Raw genomic sequence first — 17,321 nt, 5'->3', positions numbered from 1 at the left:
GTATAGGTGCTCTACCAGGCTGAACTACCGCCACCTTGCGATGGCGGGCAGGATTCGAACCTGCGACATCCCCAATCCGAATGGTAACCGATCAGATCCGGTCCGCCTCGCAACTGCTGGAAACTACGTTACTGCCCCTATTCGAACTTGCCCACTGAATTAATTCGGCATTCACGAAGGCGGCGGTACCGACGCCGCTGCGATCACTATCCCGTCGACAATTGTTCTGCCGCACACGAGTTCGCCGTGGCCCGCGAGCAGAGCCGCGGCTTCCGCGACACTGGGGGTGCCGACGGCCGCCGACGCGTGATCCGAACGGTGCCGCACGTCGACCTCGGCCAGTTGCTCGGCGGTGAACGCCACCACGACCACACGGAGGGTCGCCGCGGCGGCCAGGACACCAGGTTCGGTCGCACGCCGGTCGAGGGTCGCCAAGCAGCTGATGGCGGTGTCGCCGACCACCGCCCGCACCGCGCGAACGATCCGGCCCCCATCGGTACCCGGCCGTACGCCGATGCCGACAGCCACCGCCGAACCCGACGATGCGACACCGGTCGTCGCCGGTTGTCGCTCGCCGCCGGAGGTCGTCATCGGCGCTGTATGCCGTTGCGCGCCATCAGTGGTCGAACCGTCGTGCGGCGCTGACGAATCGGGCGATAGCGTCAGGATTTCCCGCCGGATGGGTGTGCAAGTAAGAGGCGTGCACCTGGCGGATCACGGCGCCCTCAGCCACGGAACCCGTTGTCCGCCAACCCCAGGCGGCGTTCTCCGCGCCGGTGCGCGCCAGCCGGGTGCGGTGGAATTCGTGGCCACGTACCCGTGCCCCTGCTCGCCACAGCGCGGAGTCGTGCAGGGCGACGGCGTCGCGGTAGCCCAGCGTCAGGCGAGGGCCGAATTCGGCGTCGGCGTCGATGACCCCCGCCATCTGATGGCCGTCGAGGGAGCGCGTGAGGTAGAGCAGTCCGGCGCACTCGGCGTGGATCGGCAGGCCCCTCGCCGCACCCTCGGCCACTGCGGTGCGGAGGCGCTCGTTGGCGGAAAGCTGCCCGGCATGCTCCTCCGGGAAGCCGCCGGGAAGGACCAATCCCGCTGTGTCGCCAGGGAGCTCGTCCGAAAGCGGATCGAAAACCACCACCCGGGCACCGGCCGCTACCAGCAGTTCCCGGTGCTCGGCATAGCCGAAGGTGAAAGCCGGACCGCCCGCCATCGCGATCAACGGATCTCGGTTCGAGATGTCGACCTCGGCCGCGGTGTGCTCTGGTCTTGTTCCGTCCGAAGCACTTTCAGCGCCGGCGGCCAGTTCGACCCACGGGTCCCAGACGGGACCCTCTACCGAGCCGCCCGCCAGCGCGACGATCGCGCGCAGATCCACGTGTGCCGCGACGAGTTCGGTCATCGCGTCGACCGCGGCGGTGGCGGCGGCGCCGTGTTCGACGGCCGGGATGAGGCCGAGATGACGTGAGGGGACTTCCAGTTCGGCCATCCGGGGTAGGGCACCGAGGACAGGGAGGCCGACGCGGTCGCAGGCCGCGCGCAGGACTTGTTCGTGGCGTTCGCTGCCGACCCGGTTGAGGATCACGCCGCCGAGGCGGACCGAGGAGTCGAAGGTGGCGAAGCCGTGGAGCAGGGCGGCCAGGCTCTGGGAATGGCCGCGCGCGTCGACCACCAGGACGACCGGCGCTCCGAGCAACCCGGCCACTTGCGCGGTGGACCCCTCGGCGATCGCATCCGTGCGGTTCTCGTCGATCCGGCCGTCGAACAGGCCCATCACACCCTCGACGATCGCGATATCGCAGCCCTGCGCGCCGTGCCGATACAGCGGCACCACCCGATCCTCGCCGACGAGAACGGGATCCAGATTGCGCCCCGGTCGCCCGGCCGCGAGCCCGTGATAGCCGGGATCGATGTAGTCGGGCCCGACCTTGAAGGGTGCCACCTGATGCCCGACCCGTCGCAGCGCACCGATCAGCCCGGTGGCCAGCGTGGTCTTGCCGCTCCCCGATGCCGGGGCAGCGATCACCACGGCGGGAGCGCTCACCATTCGATACCGCGCTGGCCCTTGCGGCCCGCGTCCATCGGGTGCTTGACCTTCGTCATCTCGGTGACGAGGTCGGCGACCTCGATCAGGGCCGCAGGTGCGTCGCGGCCGGTAACGACCACGTGCTGGTTGCCGGGGCGGTTGGCGAGGGTGTCGACGACCTCGTCGATGTCGATCCAGCCCCATTTGAGGGGGTAGGTGAACTCGTCGAGGACGTAGAAGCGGTGTTGTTCGGCGGCGAGGCGGCGGGAGATCTCCTGCCAGCCGGACAGGGCGGCGGCCGCGTGGTCCTCTTCGGTGCCGTGCTTGCGGGTCCAGGACCAGCCTTCGCCCATCTTGTGCCACTCCACCGCGCCACCGGCGCCGGTCTCCTCGTGCAGGGTCCCGAGGGTTCGGAAGGCGGCTTCCTCGCCGACCTTCCACTTCGCGCTCTTCACGAACTGGAAGACCGCCACGTCGAAGCCCTGGTTCCAGGCCCGCAACGCCATCCCGAACGCCGCGGTGGACTTGCCCTTGCCCGGTCCCGTGTGCACCGCCAGGACCGCTTGGTTGCGCCGCTGACGGGTCGTCAGGCCGTCCTCGGGCACGCTCTCGGGAACACCTTTGGGCACTGGTCACTCCTCGTCATTTGTCGCACTGACGCGCGGGTTCGCGGCGCACGGTGGCCCGCGGGGCCAGTTCGTCACCATTTCTATCAGGGCGCGCCCGGGGCCTCCGGGGGCGTGGCGGCTTTACGCCGCGCGGGCGGGCGAGCCGGTGGCGCGGACCACGTCGGCGACGGTCTCACCGGTGAGTTCGTTCAAGCGCAGGTAGCGGGCGCGCAGGTCGCGCGCCAGTTCGGCGGCCAAGCCGAGGCGGATCATGCCGCGTTCACAGTCGATGACCATGGCGGTGTGGCCTTCGGCGGCCAGCACCCTGGCAGCGGTGCGTGCGCGCGGGAGGGGGTCGGTGCCGCCGGTGGCGCGGCCGTCGGTGAGCAGCACCAGCATGGGGCGCCGGCGCGGGTCACGGACGTGTTCGCGGGCGATCACCTCGCGGGCCTTCAGCAGACCTGCGGCGAGTGGCGTTTTGCCGCCGGTGCGCATCCCGGCCAAGCGGCGGACCGCGATGTCGACCGAGGAGGTGGGCGGCAGGACGAGTTCGGCTTCGCTACCGCGGACGCTGATCACGGCCACCTTGTCGCGGCGCTGGTAGGCGTCACGCAGCAGGGTGACGATGGCGCCGGTCACGGCGGTGAGGCGGTCGCGCGCGGCCATCGAGCCGGACGCGTCGACGACGAAAACGACCAGATTGCCTTCTCGGCCTTCGCGATACGCGCCGCGCAGGTCTTCGGCTTCCAGGGCGAGCGGACCATGGAGCCTGCCGCGTTCGAACTGTTTCGGCGCGGCCGCGAAGACCGTGCCGAGCAGGTGCAGGCCGGTCGAAGGGTCGACGTCGGGACGGACAGTCCGGCCGGTTCGGGTTCTGGCGCGTGAACGTCGACCGGGGGCGCCTTCGCCGATACCGGGGACCTCCCAGCGCGGTACGGGCTTTGCGGCCGAAGTCGGAGTGCCCGAGAGCTTTTCGGGTCCGGGCCGCGAACCGTTGCCTGCGTTGTCCTGGCTGGAGCCGTCCGACCGGTCGCCGCCGGAGCCACCACCGCTCGGTCCGCCATCAGGCCCCTGATCCTGGGGACCACCACCGCCGGGGCCGCCCTCGGGACCCCCGTCGTCCGGGCCACCGTCATCGGGACCATCGTCGGGACTGCCTTCGCGACTGGTGCCCAGCGACCGCTCGTCGTCCTGACCACTGGGGTCGAAACCATCGGGGCGAGCGGAGTCACCACCGTCAGCCTGGAGTTCGTCCTCGCCGCCGTCGCCCGATCCACGCGGACCGTCGAATTCCTCATCCCCCGAAGCCTTTTCGACTTCAGCCGCCGCGGCATCCATCGCGTCGTCGAGCTGCTGCTCACTGATCCCCGGCTCGTCGAACGGATCCCGTCGACGACGATGCGGCAGCGCGAGTTCCGCGGCGATCCGCACATCGTCCTCGGTGACCCGATCCCGGCCACGCCACGCCGCGTGCGCGGTCGCGGTCCTGGCGACCACCAGGTCGGCGCGCATCCCGTCGACATCGAACGACGCGCACAGCGCCGCGATCCGCCGCAGCTCGGAGTTGTCCAGCGTGACCTCGGGCAACCGGTCCCGCGCGGTCAGAATGCGTTCGGCCACAACCTGATCGGCGTCGACGTAGCGGGCGGCGAACGCGGCGGGGTCGGCCTCGTAGTCCAGCCGACGGCGCACCACCGCCATTCGCACGTCCACCTCGCGCGAGGCCGCCACATCGACGGTGAGGCCGAATCGGTCGAGCAGCTGCGGCCGCAACTCCCCCTCTTCGGGGTTCATCGTCCCGACGAGAACGAATCGCGCCTCGTGCGAGTGCGAGACACCGTCACGCTCGACGTGCACCCGGCCCATCGCCGCCGCATCGAGCAGCACGTCCACCAGATGGTCGTGCAGCAGGTTCACTTCGTCCACGTAGAGCACGCCGTGGTGGGCCGCGGCCAGCAACCCGGGCCGGAACGCCTGTTCCCCGTCTCGCAGCACCCGCTCGAGATCCAGCGAGCCCACGACTCGGTCCTCGGTGGCGCCCACCGGCAACTCCACCAGCCGCGCGGGCCGCGCTCCGGTCTCGTCGACCACAGGCGGCAGCAACTGCGCGAGCGCGCGCACCACGGTCGACTTCGCGGTGCCCTTCTCGCCACGCACGAGCACGCCACCGATTCCGGGGTGCACGGCCGACAAGATCAACGCCAGCTGCAACCGCTCCTGCCCCACCACAGCGGAGAACGGGAACCCCACCTCACCCGCCACGCGCGCGGCGGTATGCGGACCAGCGGCAACATCAGCAAAACCAGGCACGCCCCAACTCTATGCGCGCGGCGATCCCGGCAGCCCCCCGGGCATCGACGGGCCGGGACCTGAAGCCCGACGCCACCGTCGACCTGCTCGAACCCCGCGAGAATCCGAGGACGCCACGGTGAACCGCGTCAGCCGCGCCGCATCGGCACGTGCATGATCCCGTCGTCGTCGTATTCGGGCCCGTCGACGGCGAAGCCGAACTTCGCGTACATGCCGACCAGGTGCGCCTGAGCATCCAATCGCACAGTAGCCGAACCGGTTTCAGCCAGCGCGGCCTGCATCAGACGGGTGGTGTACCCGTGTTTGCGAGCAGACGGCGCGACGCACACCCGGCCGATGCGATAGCTCCTGACCCCGTCGACGAACTCCTCGAGCAGGCGCAGGGTGCCGAGCACGGAGCCGTCGTCGAGCCACAGATGCCGGGTGGTCGGCAGCAGGTCGCGACCGTCCAGCTCCGGATAGGCGCATTCCTGCTCGACGACGAAAACGTCCACACGAAGTCGCAACAGCCGGTAGAGGGTGGCGGCGTCGAGATCCGCCGCCCACGACCGTCTCAGCTCGACGTTCACACCTGCGCGAAGCTCGCGACGTGCTCCTGCGCGGGCGCGTTGGTGCGGTCCAGCTTCAGCGACTTGCTGGTCCAGTCCCACACTTCCTGGAACAGGGCCTGGTTCTCCGACAGCTTCTGTCCGAGCGAGGGGATCATCTGCTGCAGCTGCGCCGTCCAGCCCGTGTACTGCTCCGGGAAGCAACGCTCCATCACGTCGAGCATCGCGGTGACACAGGTCGACGCGCCCGGCGACGCACCGAGCAGACCGGCGATGGAACCGTCCTCGGCCGAGATGACCGCGGTGCCGAACTCGAGCACACCACCGACGCCCTTACGGCGGATGACCTGCACACGCTGACCGGCGGTGATCAGCTCCCAGTCGCGGCCCTGCGCGCGAGGCAGGAACTCGCCGAGCACGCCGATCTTGCCGTTCTGCGACTTGAGCAGCTCCTCGACCAGGTACTTGGTCAGGCCCAGCTCGGTGAGACCGACGCCGACGAGCGAACCGATGTTGTTGGGCTTGATCGACTTGAACAGGTCGGCGTTGGAGCCGTCCTTGAGGAACTTGGGGGTCCAGCCGGCGTAGGGGCCGAACAGCAGGCCCTTCTGGCCATTGATGACGCGGGTGTCGAGGTGCGGCACCGACATGGGCGGGGCGCCGACGGCGGCCTTGCCGTAGACCTTGGCCTCGTGCTCGGCGATCAGCTCGGGGTTGGTGGAGCGCAGGAACTGGCCGCTGATCGGGAAGCCACCGAAGCCCTTGGCTTCCTTGATGCCTGCCTTCTGCAGCAGCGGCAGCGCGGCACCACCGGCGCCGACGAAGACGAACTTCGCGTTGATGGTGCGCGACTGGTAGGTGCGCAGGTTGCGGACGGTGACGTTCCAGGAACCGTCGGACTGCTTGTCGAGGTTGCGGACCTCGGTGCCGAAGGCGATCTCGCCGCCGGAGTAGCCGATGTAGGCGAGCAGCTGCTTGGTGAGCGCGCCGAAGTCGATATCGGTGCCGCCGTCGGACCAGTTCAGCGCGATCGGGTCGCTGAAATCGCGGCCCTTGGCCATCAGCGGCAGGCGCGCGGCGAACTCGTCGGGGGCGTCGATGAACTCCATGCCGCGGAACAGCGGGTGCGGCGACAGCGCCTCGTGGCGCTTGCGCAGGTACTCGACGTTGTCGGCGCCGTGTACGAAGCTGACGTGCGGAATGGGGTTGATGAAGCCTGCGGGGTCGTCCAGCACGCCGGTGTCGACGGCGGAGGCCCAGAACTGGCGCGAGACCTGGAAGCGCTCGTTGATGTCGACGGCCTTGCTCACGTCGACCGAGCCGTCGGGGTTCTGCGGGCTGTAGTTGAGCTCACACAGCGCCGAGTGGCCGGTACCCGCGTTGTTCCACGGGTCGCTGCTCTCCGCGGCGGCGGCGTCGAGCCGCTCGAACACCGAGATCGTCCAATCCGGCTGCAGCTGCCGCAGCAGCGCGCCCAGCGTGGCACTCATGATGCCAGCGCCGATGAGAACTACATCGGTCTTTTCACTCTTCGCAGCGTTCGGCACGGGTAGATCGACTTCCTTGTCCTTCTCAGCTACCCACCGGCGGGTGAGTTCGCTTGGCGCGGGCGCTTTGGCGGTGTTCATGCGACTCGCGGTGAATCGCCGGGAGGTAGGTTACCCGTCGTTCACCTGATGCCAATTGTGCACCTCACCTGAGCACAGTTCTGCAACGGACCTCCCGAATGTGATGAAAACCAAGCCTGCACGTCACCGTGACCGCGCGATAGATTGAGCAGTGTGACGAACGAAACCCTCGCCGATCGCACCGACGAGCAGTGGCAACCCGATGTTCTCGGCACCGCCTATCAACAGCGGACCCTCCCGCTCGGGATCGACCCCGACGGTGAGGGCGAGGTGGTGGCCACGCTCGTGCGCTACCAGCCCGATGCCGCGGCACCGGTGGTCGAGCCGACCGTGCTCTACGTGCACGGGTTCACCGACTACTTCTTCCAGGAGCACCTGGCCGAGCACTTCGCGGCCCGCGGGCACCGCTTCTACGCGCTCGACCTGCGTAAATGCGGTCGGTCGCGGCGGGAGGGGCAGAGCGCGCACTACGTCAGCGACCTGGCGTTCTACGACGACGAGCTGAACGAGGCGCTGCGGATCGCGCGCGAGGAGACCGGCAACGATGTGCTGATCGTCGCGCATTCGACCGGCGGATTGATCGTGCCGCTGTGGCTGGACCGGCTCGAGGCGGCCGGTGGCAGCGCGGCGGCGGGTGTTGTCGGCGTCGTGCTCAACAGTCCCTGGTTCGACCTGCAGGGGCCGTCCTTCTACCGCACGATCGGCACTCCGGTGATCAACACGGTCGGCAGGTTCCGCGCCTTCGCCCAGCTGCCCGCGGGCATCAACACCGCGTACGGCGACAGCCTGCACACCAGCCGCTCGGGTGAGTGGGATTACAACCTGGACTGGAAGCCACTCAGTGGTGAACCGGTGCGGCTGGGTTGGCTGCGAGCCGTCCGTCAAGGACATGCGCGGCTGCATCAAGGCTTGACCATCGGCGTACCCGCGCTCATCCTGCGCTCACGGATCACCAAGTTCGCCCGCGAGCACTCCCCCGCCGTCGACGTGGCCGATGCCGTGCTCGATGTGAAGCAGATCCAGCGCTGGGCCGGCTGCCTGGGCGAACGCACCTCGATCGTCCCGATCGAGGGCGCCCGCCACGACGTATTCCTGTCCTCGGAAGCCGTGCGCGCCAACGCATTCCAGGAAACCGACAACTGGCTGGACTGGTTGGCGGCCTACCGCAAGTCCTGATCCGAACCGACACCGGGCTCTGACGCGCGTGACGAACCGCGTCAGAGCCCGGTGATCTCGGTCAGCGTCTACCAGAGGCTGGTGCGCAGGACGATCTCGGTGGCGAATTCGTGGCCGGCTTCGGTGGCGATGTTGTGGACTTCCAGTGGGACGACCCGGAATTCGCCGTAGACATAGCGGCCGGAAGCGTCGGCGGTGGCGCGGGGCAGGCTCTTGGTGACCAGCATGGTGACGGGCAGCTCCAGCGGCGGACAGGACGCGTCGGGGACACGGCCGTCGGCGTCGGGAACAGCCGGGTGCCCGTGATCGGCGACGACCAGGCTCATGAACCGCCCGAACCGGCCCGCACACACCCGCCACGCCAACTCCGCGCCCGACCCACGCCCCGCGACGTTCACGTAGGGCAGTTCGAGTTCGTCGAGAATCGCGAGCACGCCCGCCGGGTCGAGCCCCTCGGTCGACTCCACGACGATGGTCTGCAAATCGGACTCGTGCAGCCGCGTGCACACCGTGTCGAACACATCGGCAGGGTCGTCCGCATCGGGAAGCAGCAGCACATTGTGCCGCGAAGAAGGTCCGTCGACCCGTACCGTCCTGGCCTGGTCACCGACCGTGATCTGCCGAGATTTCATGCCGGGTTACGGTACACGGCCAGGCTGAACAACGCGGACGGTTCCGGCGCACCCCGCTGATCTCCACACCCCCGTGTACTGGGCTTTCACTGTCCGCGATGGCGAAATTGCCAAACCTGTCACAACGCCGACCCCACCGCTGTGAGGAGACCGGCCGCACAGCGGGTGATCCGCGCAAGCACGAGTCACCCCGACGCCTCGATCCGATGTGCGCTAACCGCGCGCGACCTCGGTCGCCCACCGATAGTCGGCTTTGCCGGCAGGGGTTCGCTTGATCTCGACGACGATGCTCATCGAGCGCGGGACTTTGTATCCCGCCAACGACCTTCGGCAGTGCTGTTGGACTTCGTCGAGCGTCAGTGCCGGCGCGTCCGGGTAGGTGGCGATGACAGCGGCCACCTTCTGCCCCATGCGCTCGTCGGGTACCGGGACGACGAGCGCGTCAGCGATCGACGGGTGGGCGTGCAGCGCGGCCTCGACCTCTTCGGCGAACACCTTCTCGCCGCCGGTATTGATGCATTGCGAACCACGCCCGAGGAACACGATGGTGCCGTCGGCTTCGATGCGTCCCATGTCACCGAGGATCGACATCCGCGTGCCGTCGCCGCGGGTGCGGAAGGTGCGGGCGGACTTGCCCTCGTCCTTGTAGTAGCCGAGCGGAACATTGCCGACGCGGGCGATGTAGCCGATCCGGTCGGTGCCCGGCGGAATGTCGGCGAGTTCCTCGTCGACGAGCAGCATCGTCGATGACGACGGCATGCGCAGGTTGCCCTGCTCGTCGACGGTGAAGGCGCCGTCGTTGCCGGATTCGGAGGCCCCGAAGTTGTCCCGCAGCAGCAGATCCGGCTTGACTGCCAACATCCGTTCGCGCACCCCGACCGACCAGATCGCACCACCGGAGGTGATCGAGAACAGCGAGCTCAGGTCGATCTGGCCCTGGCGGCGTTCCATCTCGTCCACCAGCGGTAGCCCCATGCCATCGCCGACGATGAGGATCACCTGGACTCGTTCCCGCTCGATCGCCTCGACAACGCGTTGCGAGTCGAAGTCGCGCATGAGCACCACGCGGGCGCCGAGGGTGAAGAACGTGAACAGCGAATACAGGGCCGCTCCGTGCATGAGCGGCGCGGCGATCAAGAAGGACAGCTCCGGGAACTCCTTCGCGGCGGCGGCGATCTCGGCGAGGTCGGCGCGTGGGTCGGTGCCGTAGGGATTTCCGCCGGAGAGCGGCTTGCGGAAGAAGTCGTCGTGGCGCCACATCACGCCCTTCGGATATCCGGTGGTGCCGCCGGTGTAGATCACGTACAACTCGTCTCCGGTACGAGGCGCGAACTCCACTGCGGCAGAATGCGTTTCGGACTCGGCGAAGGCGACCACGGCGATGGATCGAGCGGCCGCGGCGGAGCGCAGCTCGTCGTCGAGCTCACCGATCACGATCACTGTGCGGACCAGCGGGCATGCCGCGAGGAGCTCCGCCAGCGTTCGCTGGTGCTCCGGCAGTTCGACGACGACGGCGATCGAGTCCGAATTCGTGAAGATGTACTCGAGTTCGGCGGGCGTGTAGCGGTAGTTGACGTTGATCGGCACCGCGCGGATCTTGATCAGGCCGAGCAGGGCATGGACGTGCTCGACGCTGTTCTTGAGGAACAACGAGACATGGTCACCCTCCCCGATGCCCGCCTGCGACAGCATCGCTGCCACCTTGTTCGCCTCGCTGTGGAGCTGGGCGTAGGTGATGTTCTCACCCTCATAGGTCAGCGCGACACGGTCGGGAACAACCGCAGCCACCGTTTCGAAGACGTCCGCCAGATTGAACTGCACAATCACTCCCCGTAGACCATCGGCATCGACTACACACCGCCGTGAACACGTTCTACTGCCTGGCCGACGCTGACGTAATCGGGGCTTGATGAGCTCGTCCTGGACTCCAGCAATCGGTGCCGCCAATGGTAGAACAGGTTACAAATCAGTGTTGCCGTATCGGCGTACCCGGCACAACGGCGCCGCGTCCGCAGCTGCCGGCGCCAGGATCACCGGGAGGTTCGGATGACCGGGAGGTCGGCCGGGGTGCCGTCGCGGATCAGCCGATCCAGCGCCGCGAGGTCGACGTGTCGCTCGACGAGGTCGGCGAGCAGATCGAGTTGCGCGGATCTGACGGCCGCCACCGAGGTGTCAGGGGCGACGGTGAAGCCGGTGCGTCCGGCTCGGGCGGCGACTTCGGTGAGCCAGGTGCGGCGAAACTCGTCGGATTCGAGGAGTCCGTGGACGTGGGTGCCCCAGATCGCTGCTCGCGCGCTGCCCTCGTGGTCGCCCTCGATGGTCAGCCAGGCGGGGTCGGCGGTGTGGGTGACCCTGCCGTGATGGATCTCGTAGCCGTGCACGGGAATCGAGCCCGCCACACCGGTCACCTGACGGGCGATCTTGGGGTCAGCGAATTCGATGTCGAGGTCGAGGAGGCCGAGGCCGTCCGCCACCGTTGGCCGCACGGTCGCCAGGGACTCGATACCGACGTGATCGGGTGTCGCCGTGGGCGCCGGTGATTCCGCGGCCCTGTGCTCGACGCCGTCGACGATGCGTCGGCCGAGCATCTGATAGCCGCCGCAGATGCCGAGGATGGGGCGGTCCGCCGCGGCGCGGGAGCGGAGGGCTTCACCGATTCCGTTGGCGCGCAACCACTCCAGATCCGAGACGGTCGCTTTCGAACCCGGCACGACGACGAGGTCGGCGGTGGCCAGTTGATGGGGACTGTCTGCCCAGCGAACCGCTACGCCGGGTTCGCAGGCGAGGGCTTCGATGTCGGTGGAGTTGGAGATTCGAGGCAGGCGGATGGCGGCCACGGTGAGCCAATCGGTGCCGTGGGGTGGGCCCGGTCGGCCCACGGGGGCGCCGGAGATGGTGCCGAGGGAGTCTTCGGCGTCGAGCCAGAGGTCTTCAGCGAACGGGAGGACGCCGAAGGTGGGGCGGCCGGTCAGGGTGGCGAGCTGGTCGAGGCCGGGTTGCAGCAGGGACACGTCGCCGCGGAACTTGTTGATGATGAAGCCCGAGATCAGTTGCTGGTCTTCGGGTTCCAGGACCGCGACGGTGCCGAACAGATGAGCGAGCACGCCGCCTCGATCGATGTCGCCGACCACCAGGACCGGGATATCGGCGGCGCGCGCCAACCCCATGTTCGCGAGATCGGTGGCCCGGAGATTGATTTCGGCCGGTGAGCCCGCACCCTCACAGATCACCACGTCGAATTCGTCACGTAACGAGGCCAATTCGGCCGCGACGACTTCGCGCAACTCCTGCCGTCGGGTGAAATAGTCACGCGCGCCGACAGTACCGACAGCCTTGCCGCGAACCACCAACTGCGAACGGCGATCACTGCCGGGCTTCAACAGCACCGGATTGAACCGCACGCTCGGCTCCAGGCCACACGCCCGCGCCTGCAACGCCTGCGCACGCCCGATCTCCCCGCCGTCGAGCGTGACGACCGAGTTGTTCGACATGTTCTGTGCCTTGAACGGCGCCACCCGTACCCCACGCCGCGCCAGCATGCGGCAGATACCCGCCACCACAACGCTTTTCCCGGCGTCGGAGGTGGTACCCGCGACGAGCAGCGCCCCGCGCAGCGCTACGCCGCCTGTCGCATCAGCGCGAGCGCCCGCCGGATTCACGGCAGGGTCAGGATTTCCGCGCCTGTCTCGGTGACGACCAGCGTGTGCTCGAACTGAGCCGTCCACTTGCGGTCCTGGGTGACCACGGTCCAGCCGTCGTCCCAGATGTCGTAGTCGATGCCGCCGAGGTTGATCATCGGCTCGATCGTGAAGGTCATGCCGGGCTCGATCACCGACTCGATGTTGGGCTGGTCGTAGTGCAGGACCACCAGGCCGCTGTGGAAGGTGGGGCCGACGCCGTGACCGGTGAAGTCGCGCACCACGCCGTAACCGAAGCGGTTGGCGTACGCCTCGATGACGCGACCGACCACGTTCAGGGCACGACCCGGCTTGACCGCCTTGATCGCCCGGTTGGTGGCCTCCTCGGTGCGCTCGACGAGCAGACGCACCTCCTCGTCGACATCGCCGGCGAGGAAGGTCCTGTTGGTGTCGCCGTGCACGCCGTGGATGAAGGCGGTGACGTCGATATTGACGATGTCACCGTCTTCGACCACCGTCGAGTCGGGGATGCCGTGGCAGATGACCTCGTTGAGCGAGGTGCAGCAGGACTTGGGAAAACCCTTGTAGCCCAGTGTGGAGGGGTAGGCGCCGTGGTCGCACATGTACTCGTGGGCGATCCGGTCGAGCTCGTCGGTGGTGACACCGGGCACCACGGCCTTGCCCGCTTCTTCGAGCGCCTGCGCCGCGATCTTGCCCGCGATCCGCATCTTCTCGATGGTCTCGGCGGTCTGCACCCAGGGCTCGTTGCCCTCGTTCGCGGTCTTCTTCCACACGTATTCGGGGCGCTCGATGGAGCGGGGAACTTCCCGGATCGGCGACTGGGTGCCGGGAACTAGTGGCTGGCGGGTGCGCACGGACATAAGGGCAGTGTATCTATGCGCTGGTGTCGACGTGCGTCACAGTCCGTCGGCCACCGGCTCCAAACGGACGATGATGCCTTTCGACGTCGGCGTGTTACTGATGTCGGCCACGCTGTCGAGCGGAACCAGCACATTGGTCTCCGGGTAATACGCGGCCGCGGAACCACGGCTGGCCGGGTATCCGACGGCGACGAACTTCTCCGCCCGCCGCTCGGTGCCGTCGTGCCAGATGCTCACAATGTCGACCACGTCACCGTCGGCGATCCCACGTTCGGCGAGGTCGTCGGGGTTCACCATCACCACCCGTCGCGCGTTGTGGATGCCGCGATAGCGATCGTTGTTCGCGTACGGAATGGTGTTCCACTGATCGTGGGATCGAAGCGATTGCAGCACGAGGTATCCCGGCGGCGTGTCGATCATGTCGAAGTCGTTGCAGGTGAACTGGGCCTTGCCACTGGCCGTGCGGTAGACGCCCTCGTTGACCGGATTGACCAGCAGCATCCCGCGGGGCTCGGCGATGCGCTCGTTGAAGTTCGCGAAGCCGGGCACGACCCGGGCGATGCGGTCGCGCACGGTGCCGTAGTCGGCGACGAACTCCTCCCACGCGATCGTGGACTCCTGCCCCAGCGTGCTGCGCGCCAACCGGGCGATGATCGCCACCTCGCTCAGCAGGTCCGGTGAGGCCGGGTCGAAGCGCCCCCGCGAGGCGCGCACTTCGCTCATCGAGTCCTCGACCGTGTAGAACTGCTCGCCGGTGGCTTGGATATCGCGGTCGCTGCGGCCAAGGGTCGGCAGAATCAATGCCGTCGCACCGCAGACCGTGTGGGAGCGGTTGAGTTTGGTGGAGATCTGCACGGTCAGCGAGCACTGCCGAAGGGCCGCCTCGGTGACTTCGCTGTCAGGCGTCGCACGCGCGAAATTGCCTGCGACACCGAAGAATACCTTCGCCTTGCCGTCCCGCATGGCCCGGATGGCGCCGACCGCGTCCAGACCGTGCGCGGCGGGCGGGGTGAACTCGAACTCCGTGCCGAGGGCGTCCAGGAACGACTGCGGCATCCGTTCCCAGATGCCCATGGTGCGGTCGCCCTGAACATTGCTGTGCCCGCGGACCGGGCACACCCCCGCCCCCGGACGCCCGAGGTTGCCACGCAGCAGCTGGAAGTCGACGATCTCGCGGATGGTCGGCACGCCGTGCTTGTGCTGGGTCAAACCCATCGCCCAGCACACGATGATCTTCTCGCTGGCGAGCACCTGCTGGTGGACGGCTTCGATCTCCTCGCGTGCCAGTCCGGTCGCGGTGAGCGCGTGGTCCCAGCTCAGCGTCCTCGCGTGCTCGGCGAAGGCGTCGAAGCCGGTGGTCCGCGCGGCGATGAACTCGTGGTCGAGCACCGTGCCCGGCGCCGCGTCCTCGGCGTCGAGGAGCAGTTTGTTCAGCATCTGGAACAGGGCGAGGTCGCCGCCGGGCCGGATCTTGAGGAAGATATCGGCGATCTCGGTGCCGCGTCCGATCACTCCGCGCGCCTTCTGCGGGTTCTTGAACCGGATCAGCCCGGCCTCGGGCAGCGGGTTCACCGCCACGATCTTGCCGCCGTTGCGTTTGGTCTGTTCCAACGCGGTCAGCATGCGCGGATGGTTCGTGCCGGGGTTCTGACCGACGACGAAGATCAGGTCGGCTTCGTAGATATCGTCCAGCGACACGGTGCCCTTGCCGACGCCGATGGTCTGGTTCAGCGCGGAACCGCTCGACTCGTGGCACAGGTTCGAGCAGTCGGGCAGGTTGTTGGTGCCGTAGGCGCGGGCGAACAGCTGCAGCAGGAACGCGGCCTCGTTGTTGAGTCGCCCCGAGGTGTAGAACAGGGCCTCGTCGGGGGTGGCGAGGCCGCGCAGCTCGCGTGCCATCAGGTCGAAGGCGTCGTCCCAGTCGATGGGCTCGTAGTGGGTGGCGCCGGGACGCTTCACCATCGGCTCGGTGAGCCTGCCCTGCTGGTTGAGCCAGTAATCGGACATGGTGTCGAGCTCGGCGACGGGATGCTCGGCGAAGAACTGCCTGGTGACCCGGCGAGTGGTGGCCTCGTCGTTGATGTGCTTGGCACCGTTTTCGCAGTACTCGTTCTTGTGCCGGTGCTTCGGCTCGGGCCACGCACAGCCGGGACAGTCGAAGCCCTCGGTCTGATTGATGTTCAGCAAGGTCAGCGCGGTGCGAACCGGGGAGTTCTGCGACAGCGAGTACTCGAGCGCGTGCGCTACCGCCGGAACGCCGACCGCCCAGGTCTTGGGCGGGGTCACGCTCAGATCATCTTCTGGATCATCGATCGAGGTCATGTGTCAGCTTCTTTTCGGTTCTGCGGCACCGCGCGGTCGGCATAGATGACAAAAGGCTTCTCACATTGTCCGCCCTTGTCAAAGCGGAAAGCCCGATCACCTGATAGATCTCGGTGATCGGGCTTTCCGCCGCGCGTGTGACTCAGTCCTGTGCCGGCTCGAAGACGCTGCTGCCGTAGACGTCCTCGGCGGTGAGCGTGATGAGGTCGGACTTGCCCAGTGGCCGGTCGAGTGCGACCAGCCTGCGGGCCTGCCGCAGTCGGCAGCGTTCGATCGCGTTGCGCACGCTGCGCGCGTTGGAGAACCGGGGCTGCTCCATGCGCAGCGTGAGGTACTCGGCGAACGCCTTGTGCGCGTCGTCGTCGAAGGCGAATCCTTCCGACTCCACCATCAGTCCCGCGATCTGGGTCAGCTCCGCGTGGTCGTAGTCGGCGAACGTGAGATGGTGCGGCACCCGGGAACTCAGGCCCGGATTGGCGGCGAAGAAGGTCGCCATCCGGTCGGGGTAGCCGGCGAAGATCACCACCAGATCGCCGCGCTCGTTCTCCATCTCGGTGAGCAGGATCTCGATGACCTCCTGCCCGTAGTCGCGCTCGTTCTCCGGCCGGAACAGGTAGTAGGCCTCGTCGATGAACAGCACTCCCCCGGCCGCGCGGGCGATCGCCTCCTTGGTCTTGGGTGCGGTGTGGCCGATGAACTGGCCGACCAGGTCGTCACGGGTGACGGTGTGCACGCGCGGCGCCCTGATGTAGTCGAGCGCGTGCAAGATGGCCGCCATCCGCAGCGCGACCGTGGTCTTGCCGGTGCCGGGACCGCCGGTGAAGCTCATGTGCAACGTGGGTCGCGTGGTGGTGAGCCCGAACCGGCGGCGCGCCCGGTCGACCTGGAGCAGCGAGGCGATCTCGCGGACCCGGCGCTTGACCGCGGCCAAGCCGACCAGCTCGGCGTCGAGTGCGGCCAGGGTGTCGCTCACCCTGGCCGCGGCCTCGTCGGCCGAGAGATCGAGCACCTCGTCGTCGCCGAGAATCGCGGGCTCGGCCGCGGCCTCGTCGACCGCCGTGGTCTGCGCCGAACCGCCTGCCGACGGCCGGTGGAACCCGAATCCCTTTGGTGTGTCCATCAGTTCACTCGCCCGCGTACCGATCGCCGGACGGACGGGCGGTGGCGTAGGACTTCACCGAGTACCGCTGGGTGCGGTCGGGGCCTTCGACGCGTTCGAGCAGGAAGCCGGGCTCGTGCGCCGGTCGCTGGACGAGGAACGACATCGCGGTGGACTGCCTGCCCAGAGCCGCGTCGTAGGCCAGCAGCCGGATGTAGTGCTGCGGGAAAGTGGCTCGGCAATCCGCGAGCTGGGTGAGCACACCGTCGGGTTCGACCAGGTCGAACATCGGCAGCCCCCACATCTCCCAGTACACATTGCGTGGGTGCGGGTCGTCGGTGTACTCCAACGAGACCGGCCAGCCGTGATCGAGGGCGTATTTCACCTGGGCCGCGATCTCGTCGTCGGTGAGGTCGGGCAGGTAGGAGAAGGTTCCGTAGCGCAGTTTCATCGGGTGCT

General features: G+C 67.7%; 14 protein-coding genes and 1 tRNA gene. 1 reads left to right on the top strand and 14 read right to left on the bottom strand.

Annotation, left to right across the window (positions count from 1 at the left end):
* Nucleotides 1–41 precede the first annotated feature (41 nt).
* From IBJ82_RS02020 to mqo, 7 genes are all read right to left on the bottom strand, one after another.
* A tRNA-Pro gene (locus IBJ82_RS02020) sits at nt 42–107 on the bottom strand.
* A gap of 64 nt (nt 108–171) precedes the next feature.
* A complete protein-coding gene (locus IBJ82_RS02015; RefSeq protein WP_194824242.1) occupies nt 172–591 on the bottom strand; it encodes a cobalamin biosynthesis protein in 420 nt (139 codons plus the stop codon).
* Nucleotides 592–616: 25 nt separating this feature from the next.
* Nucleotides 617–2,041 (bottom strand): cobyrinate a,c-diamide synthase, encoded by a 1,425-nt coding sequence (locus IBJ82_RS02010; RefSeq protein WP_194824241.1) that lies wholly within the window; start codon nt 2,039–2,041, stop codon nt 617–619.
* A complete protein-coding gene (gene cobO / locus IBJ82_RS02005; protein WP_194824240.1) occupies nt 2,035–2,649 on the bottom strand; it encodes a cob(I)yrinic acid a,c-diamide adenosyltransferase in 615 nt (204 codons plus the stop codon). The genes IBJ82_RS02010 and cobO overlap by 7 nt, the downstream gene beginning before the upstream one ends.
* A 120-nt stretch (nt 2,650–2,769) precedes the next feature.
* Nucleotides 2,770–4,890, bottom strand: a complete 2,121-nt coding sequence (locus tag IBJ82_RS02000; protein ID WP_194825115.1) for a magnesium chelatase subunit D family protein — start codon at nt 4,888–4,890, stop codon at nt 2,770–2,772.
* A 176-nt stretch (nt 4,891–5,066) separates the two neighbouring features.
* A complete protein-coding gene (locus tag IBJ82_RS01995) occupies nt 5,067–5,507 on the bottom strand; it encodes a GNAT family N-acetyltransferase (RefSeq protein WP_194824239.1) in 441 nt (146 codons plus the stop codon).
* Nucleotides 5,504–7,114, bottom strand: coding sequence for a malate dehydrogenase (quinone) (mqo, locus tag IBJ82_RS01990; protein WP_194824238.1), 1,611 nt, complete (start codon nt 7,112–7,114; stop codon nt 5,504–5,506). Before mqo ends, IBJ82_RS01995 begins: the two co-directional genes overlap by 4 nt.
* Nucleotides 7,115–7,267: 153 nt before the next feature.
* On the opposite strand from mqo, the gene IBJ82_RS01985 reads away from it, so the two are divergent.
* Complete coding sequence (locus IBJ82_RS01985) at nt 7,268–8,290, top strand: alpha/beta hydrolase (protein WP_194824237.1); 1,023 nt, start codon at nt 7,268–7,270, stop codon at nt 8,288–8,290.
* A gap of 68 nt (nt 8,291–8,358) precedes the next feature.
* On the opposite strand, the gene IBJ82_RS01980 is transcribed toward IBJ82_RS01985, so the two are convergent.
* The 7 genes from IBJ82_RS01980 to IBJ82_RS01950 form a co-directional block, all read right to left on the bottom strand.
* On the bottom strand, nt 8,359–8,922 hold the full coding sequence (locus IBJ82_RS01980) for an alpha/beta hydrolase (RefSeq protein WP_194824236.1): 564 nt from the start codon (nt 8,920–8,922) through the stop codon (nt 8,359–8,361).
* Between the two features lie 213 nt (nt 8,923–9,135).
* On the bottom strand, nt 9,136–10,743 hold the full coding sequence (locus IBJ82_RS01975; protein WP_194824235.1) for an AMP-binding protein: 1,608 nt from the start codon (nt 10,741–10,743) through the stop codon (nt 9,136–9,138).
* A 209-nt stretch (nt 10,744–10,952) separates the two neighbouring features.
* A complete protein-coding gene (locus tag IBJ82_RS01970; protein ID WP_194825114.1) occupies nt 10,953–12,536 on the bottom strand; it encodes a cobyric acid synthase in 1,584 nt (527 codons plus the stop codon).
* 41 nt (nt 12,537–12,577) lie between these two features.
* Nucleotides 12,578–13,441, bottom strand: a complete 864-nt coding sequence (gene map, locus IBJ82_RS01965) for a type I methionyl aminopeptidase (protein WP_194824234.1) — start codon at nt 13,439–13,441, stop codon at nt 12,578–12,580.
* Between the two features lie 36 nt (nt 13,442–13,477).
* Complete coding sequence (locus IBJ82_RS01960; RefSeq protein ID WP_194824233.1) at nt 13,478–15,763, bottom strand: FdhF/YdeP family oxidoreductase; 2,286 nt, start codon at nt 15,761–15,763, stop codon at nt 13,478–13,480.
* Nucleotides 15,764–15,905: 142 nt separating this feature from the next.
* On the bottom strand, nt 15,906–16,883 hold the full coding sequence (locus IBJ82_RS01955) for an AAA family ATPase (protein WP_194824232.1): 978 nt from the start codon (nt 16,881–16,883) through the stop codon (nt 15,906–15,908).
* A gap of 4 nt (nt 16,884–16,887) precedes the next feature.
* Complete coding sequence (locus IBJ82_RS01950) at nt 16,888–17,313, bottom strand: ribulose bisphosphate carboxylase small subunit (protein ID WP_194824231.1); 426 nt, start codon at nt 17,311–17,313, stop codon at nt 16,888–16,890.
* Nucleotides 17,314–17,321 lie beyond the last annotated feature (8 nt).

The sequence above is a fragment of the Nocardia sp. XZ_19_231 genome, from assembly GCF_015355705.1.
Taxonomy (GTDB): domain Bacteria; phylum Actinomycetota; class Actinomycetes; order Mycobacteriales; family Mycobacteriaceae; genus Nocardia; species Nocardia salmonicida.
The sequence above is the reverse complement of the archived record's forward strand: the minus strand, read 5'-3'. Positions and strand labels throughout refer to the sequence as shown.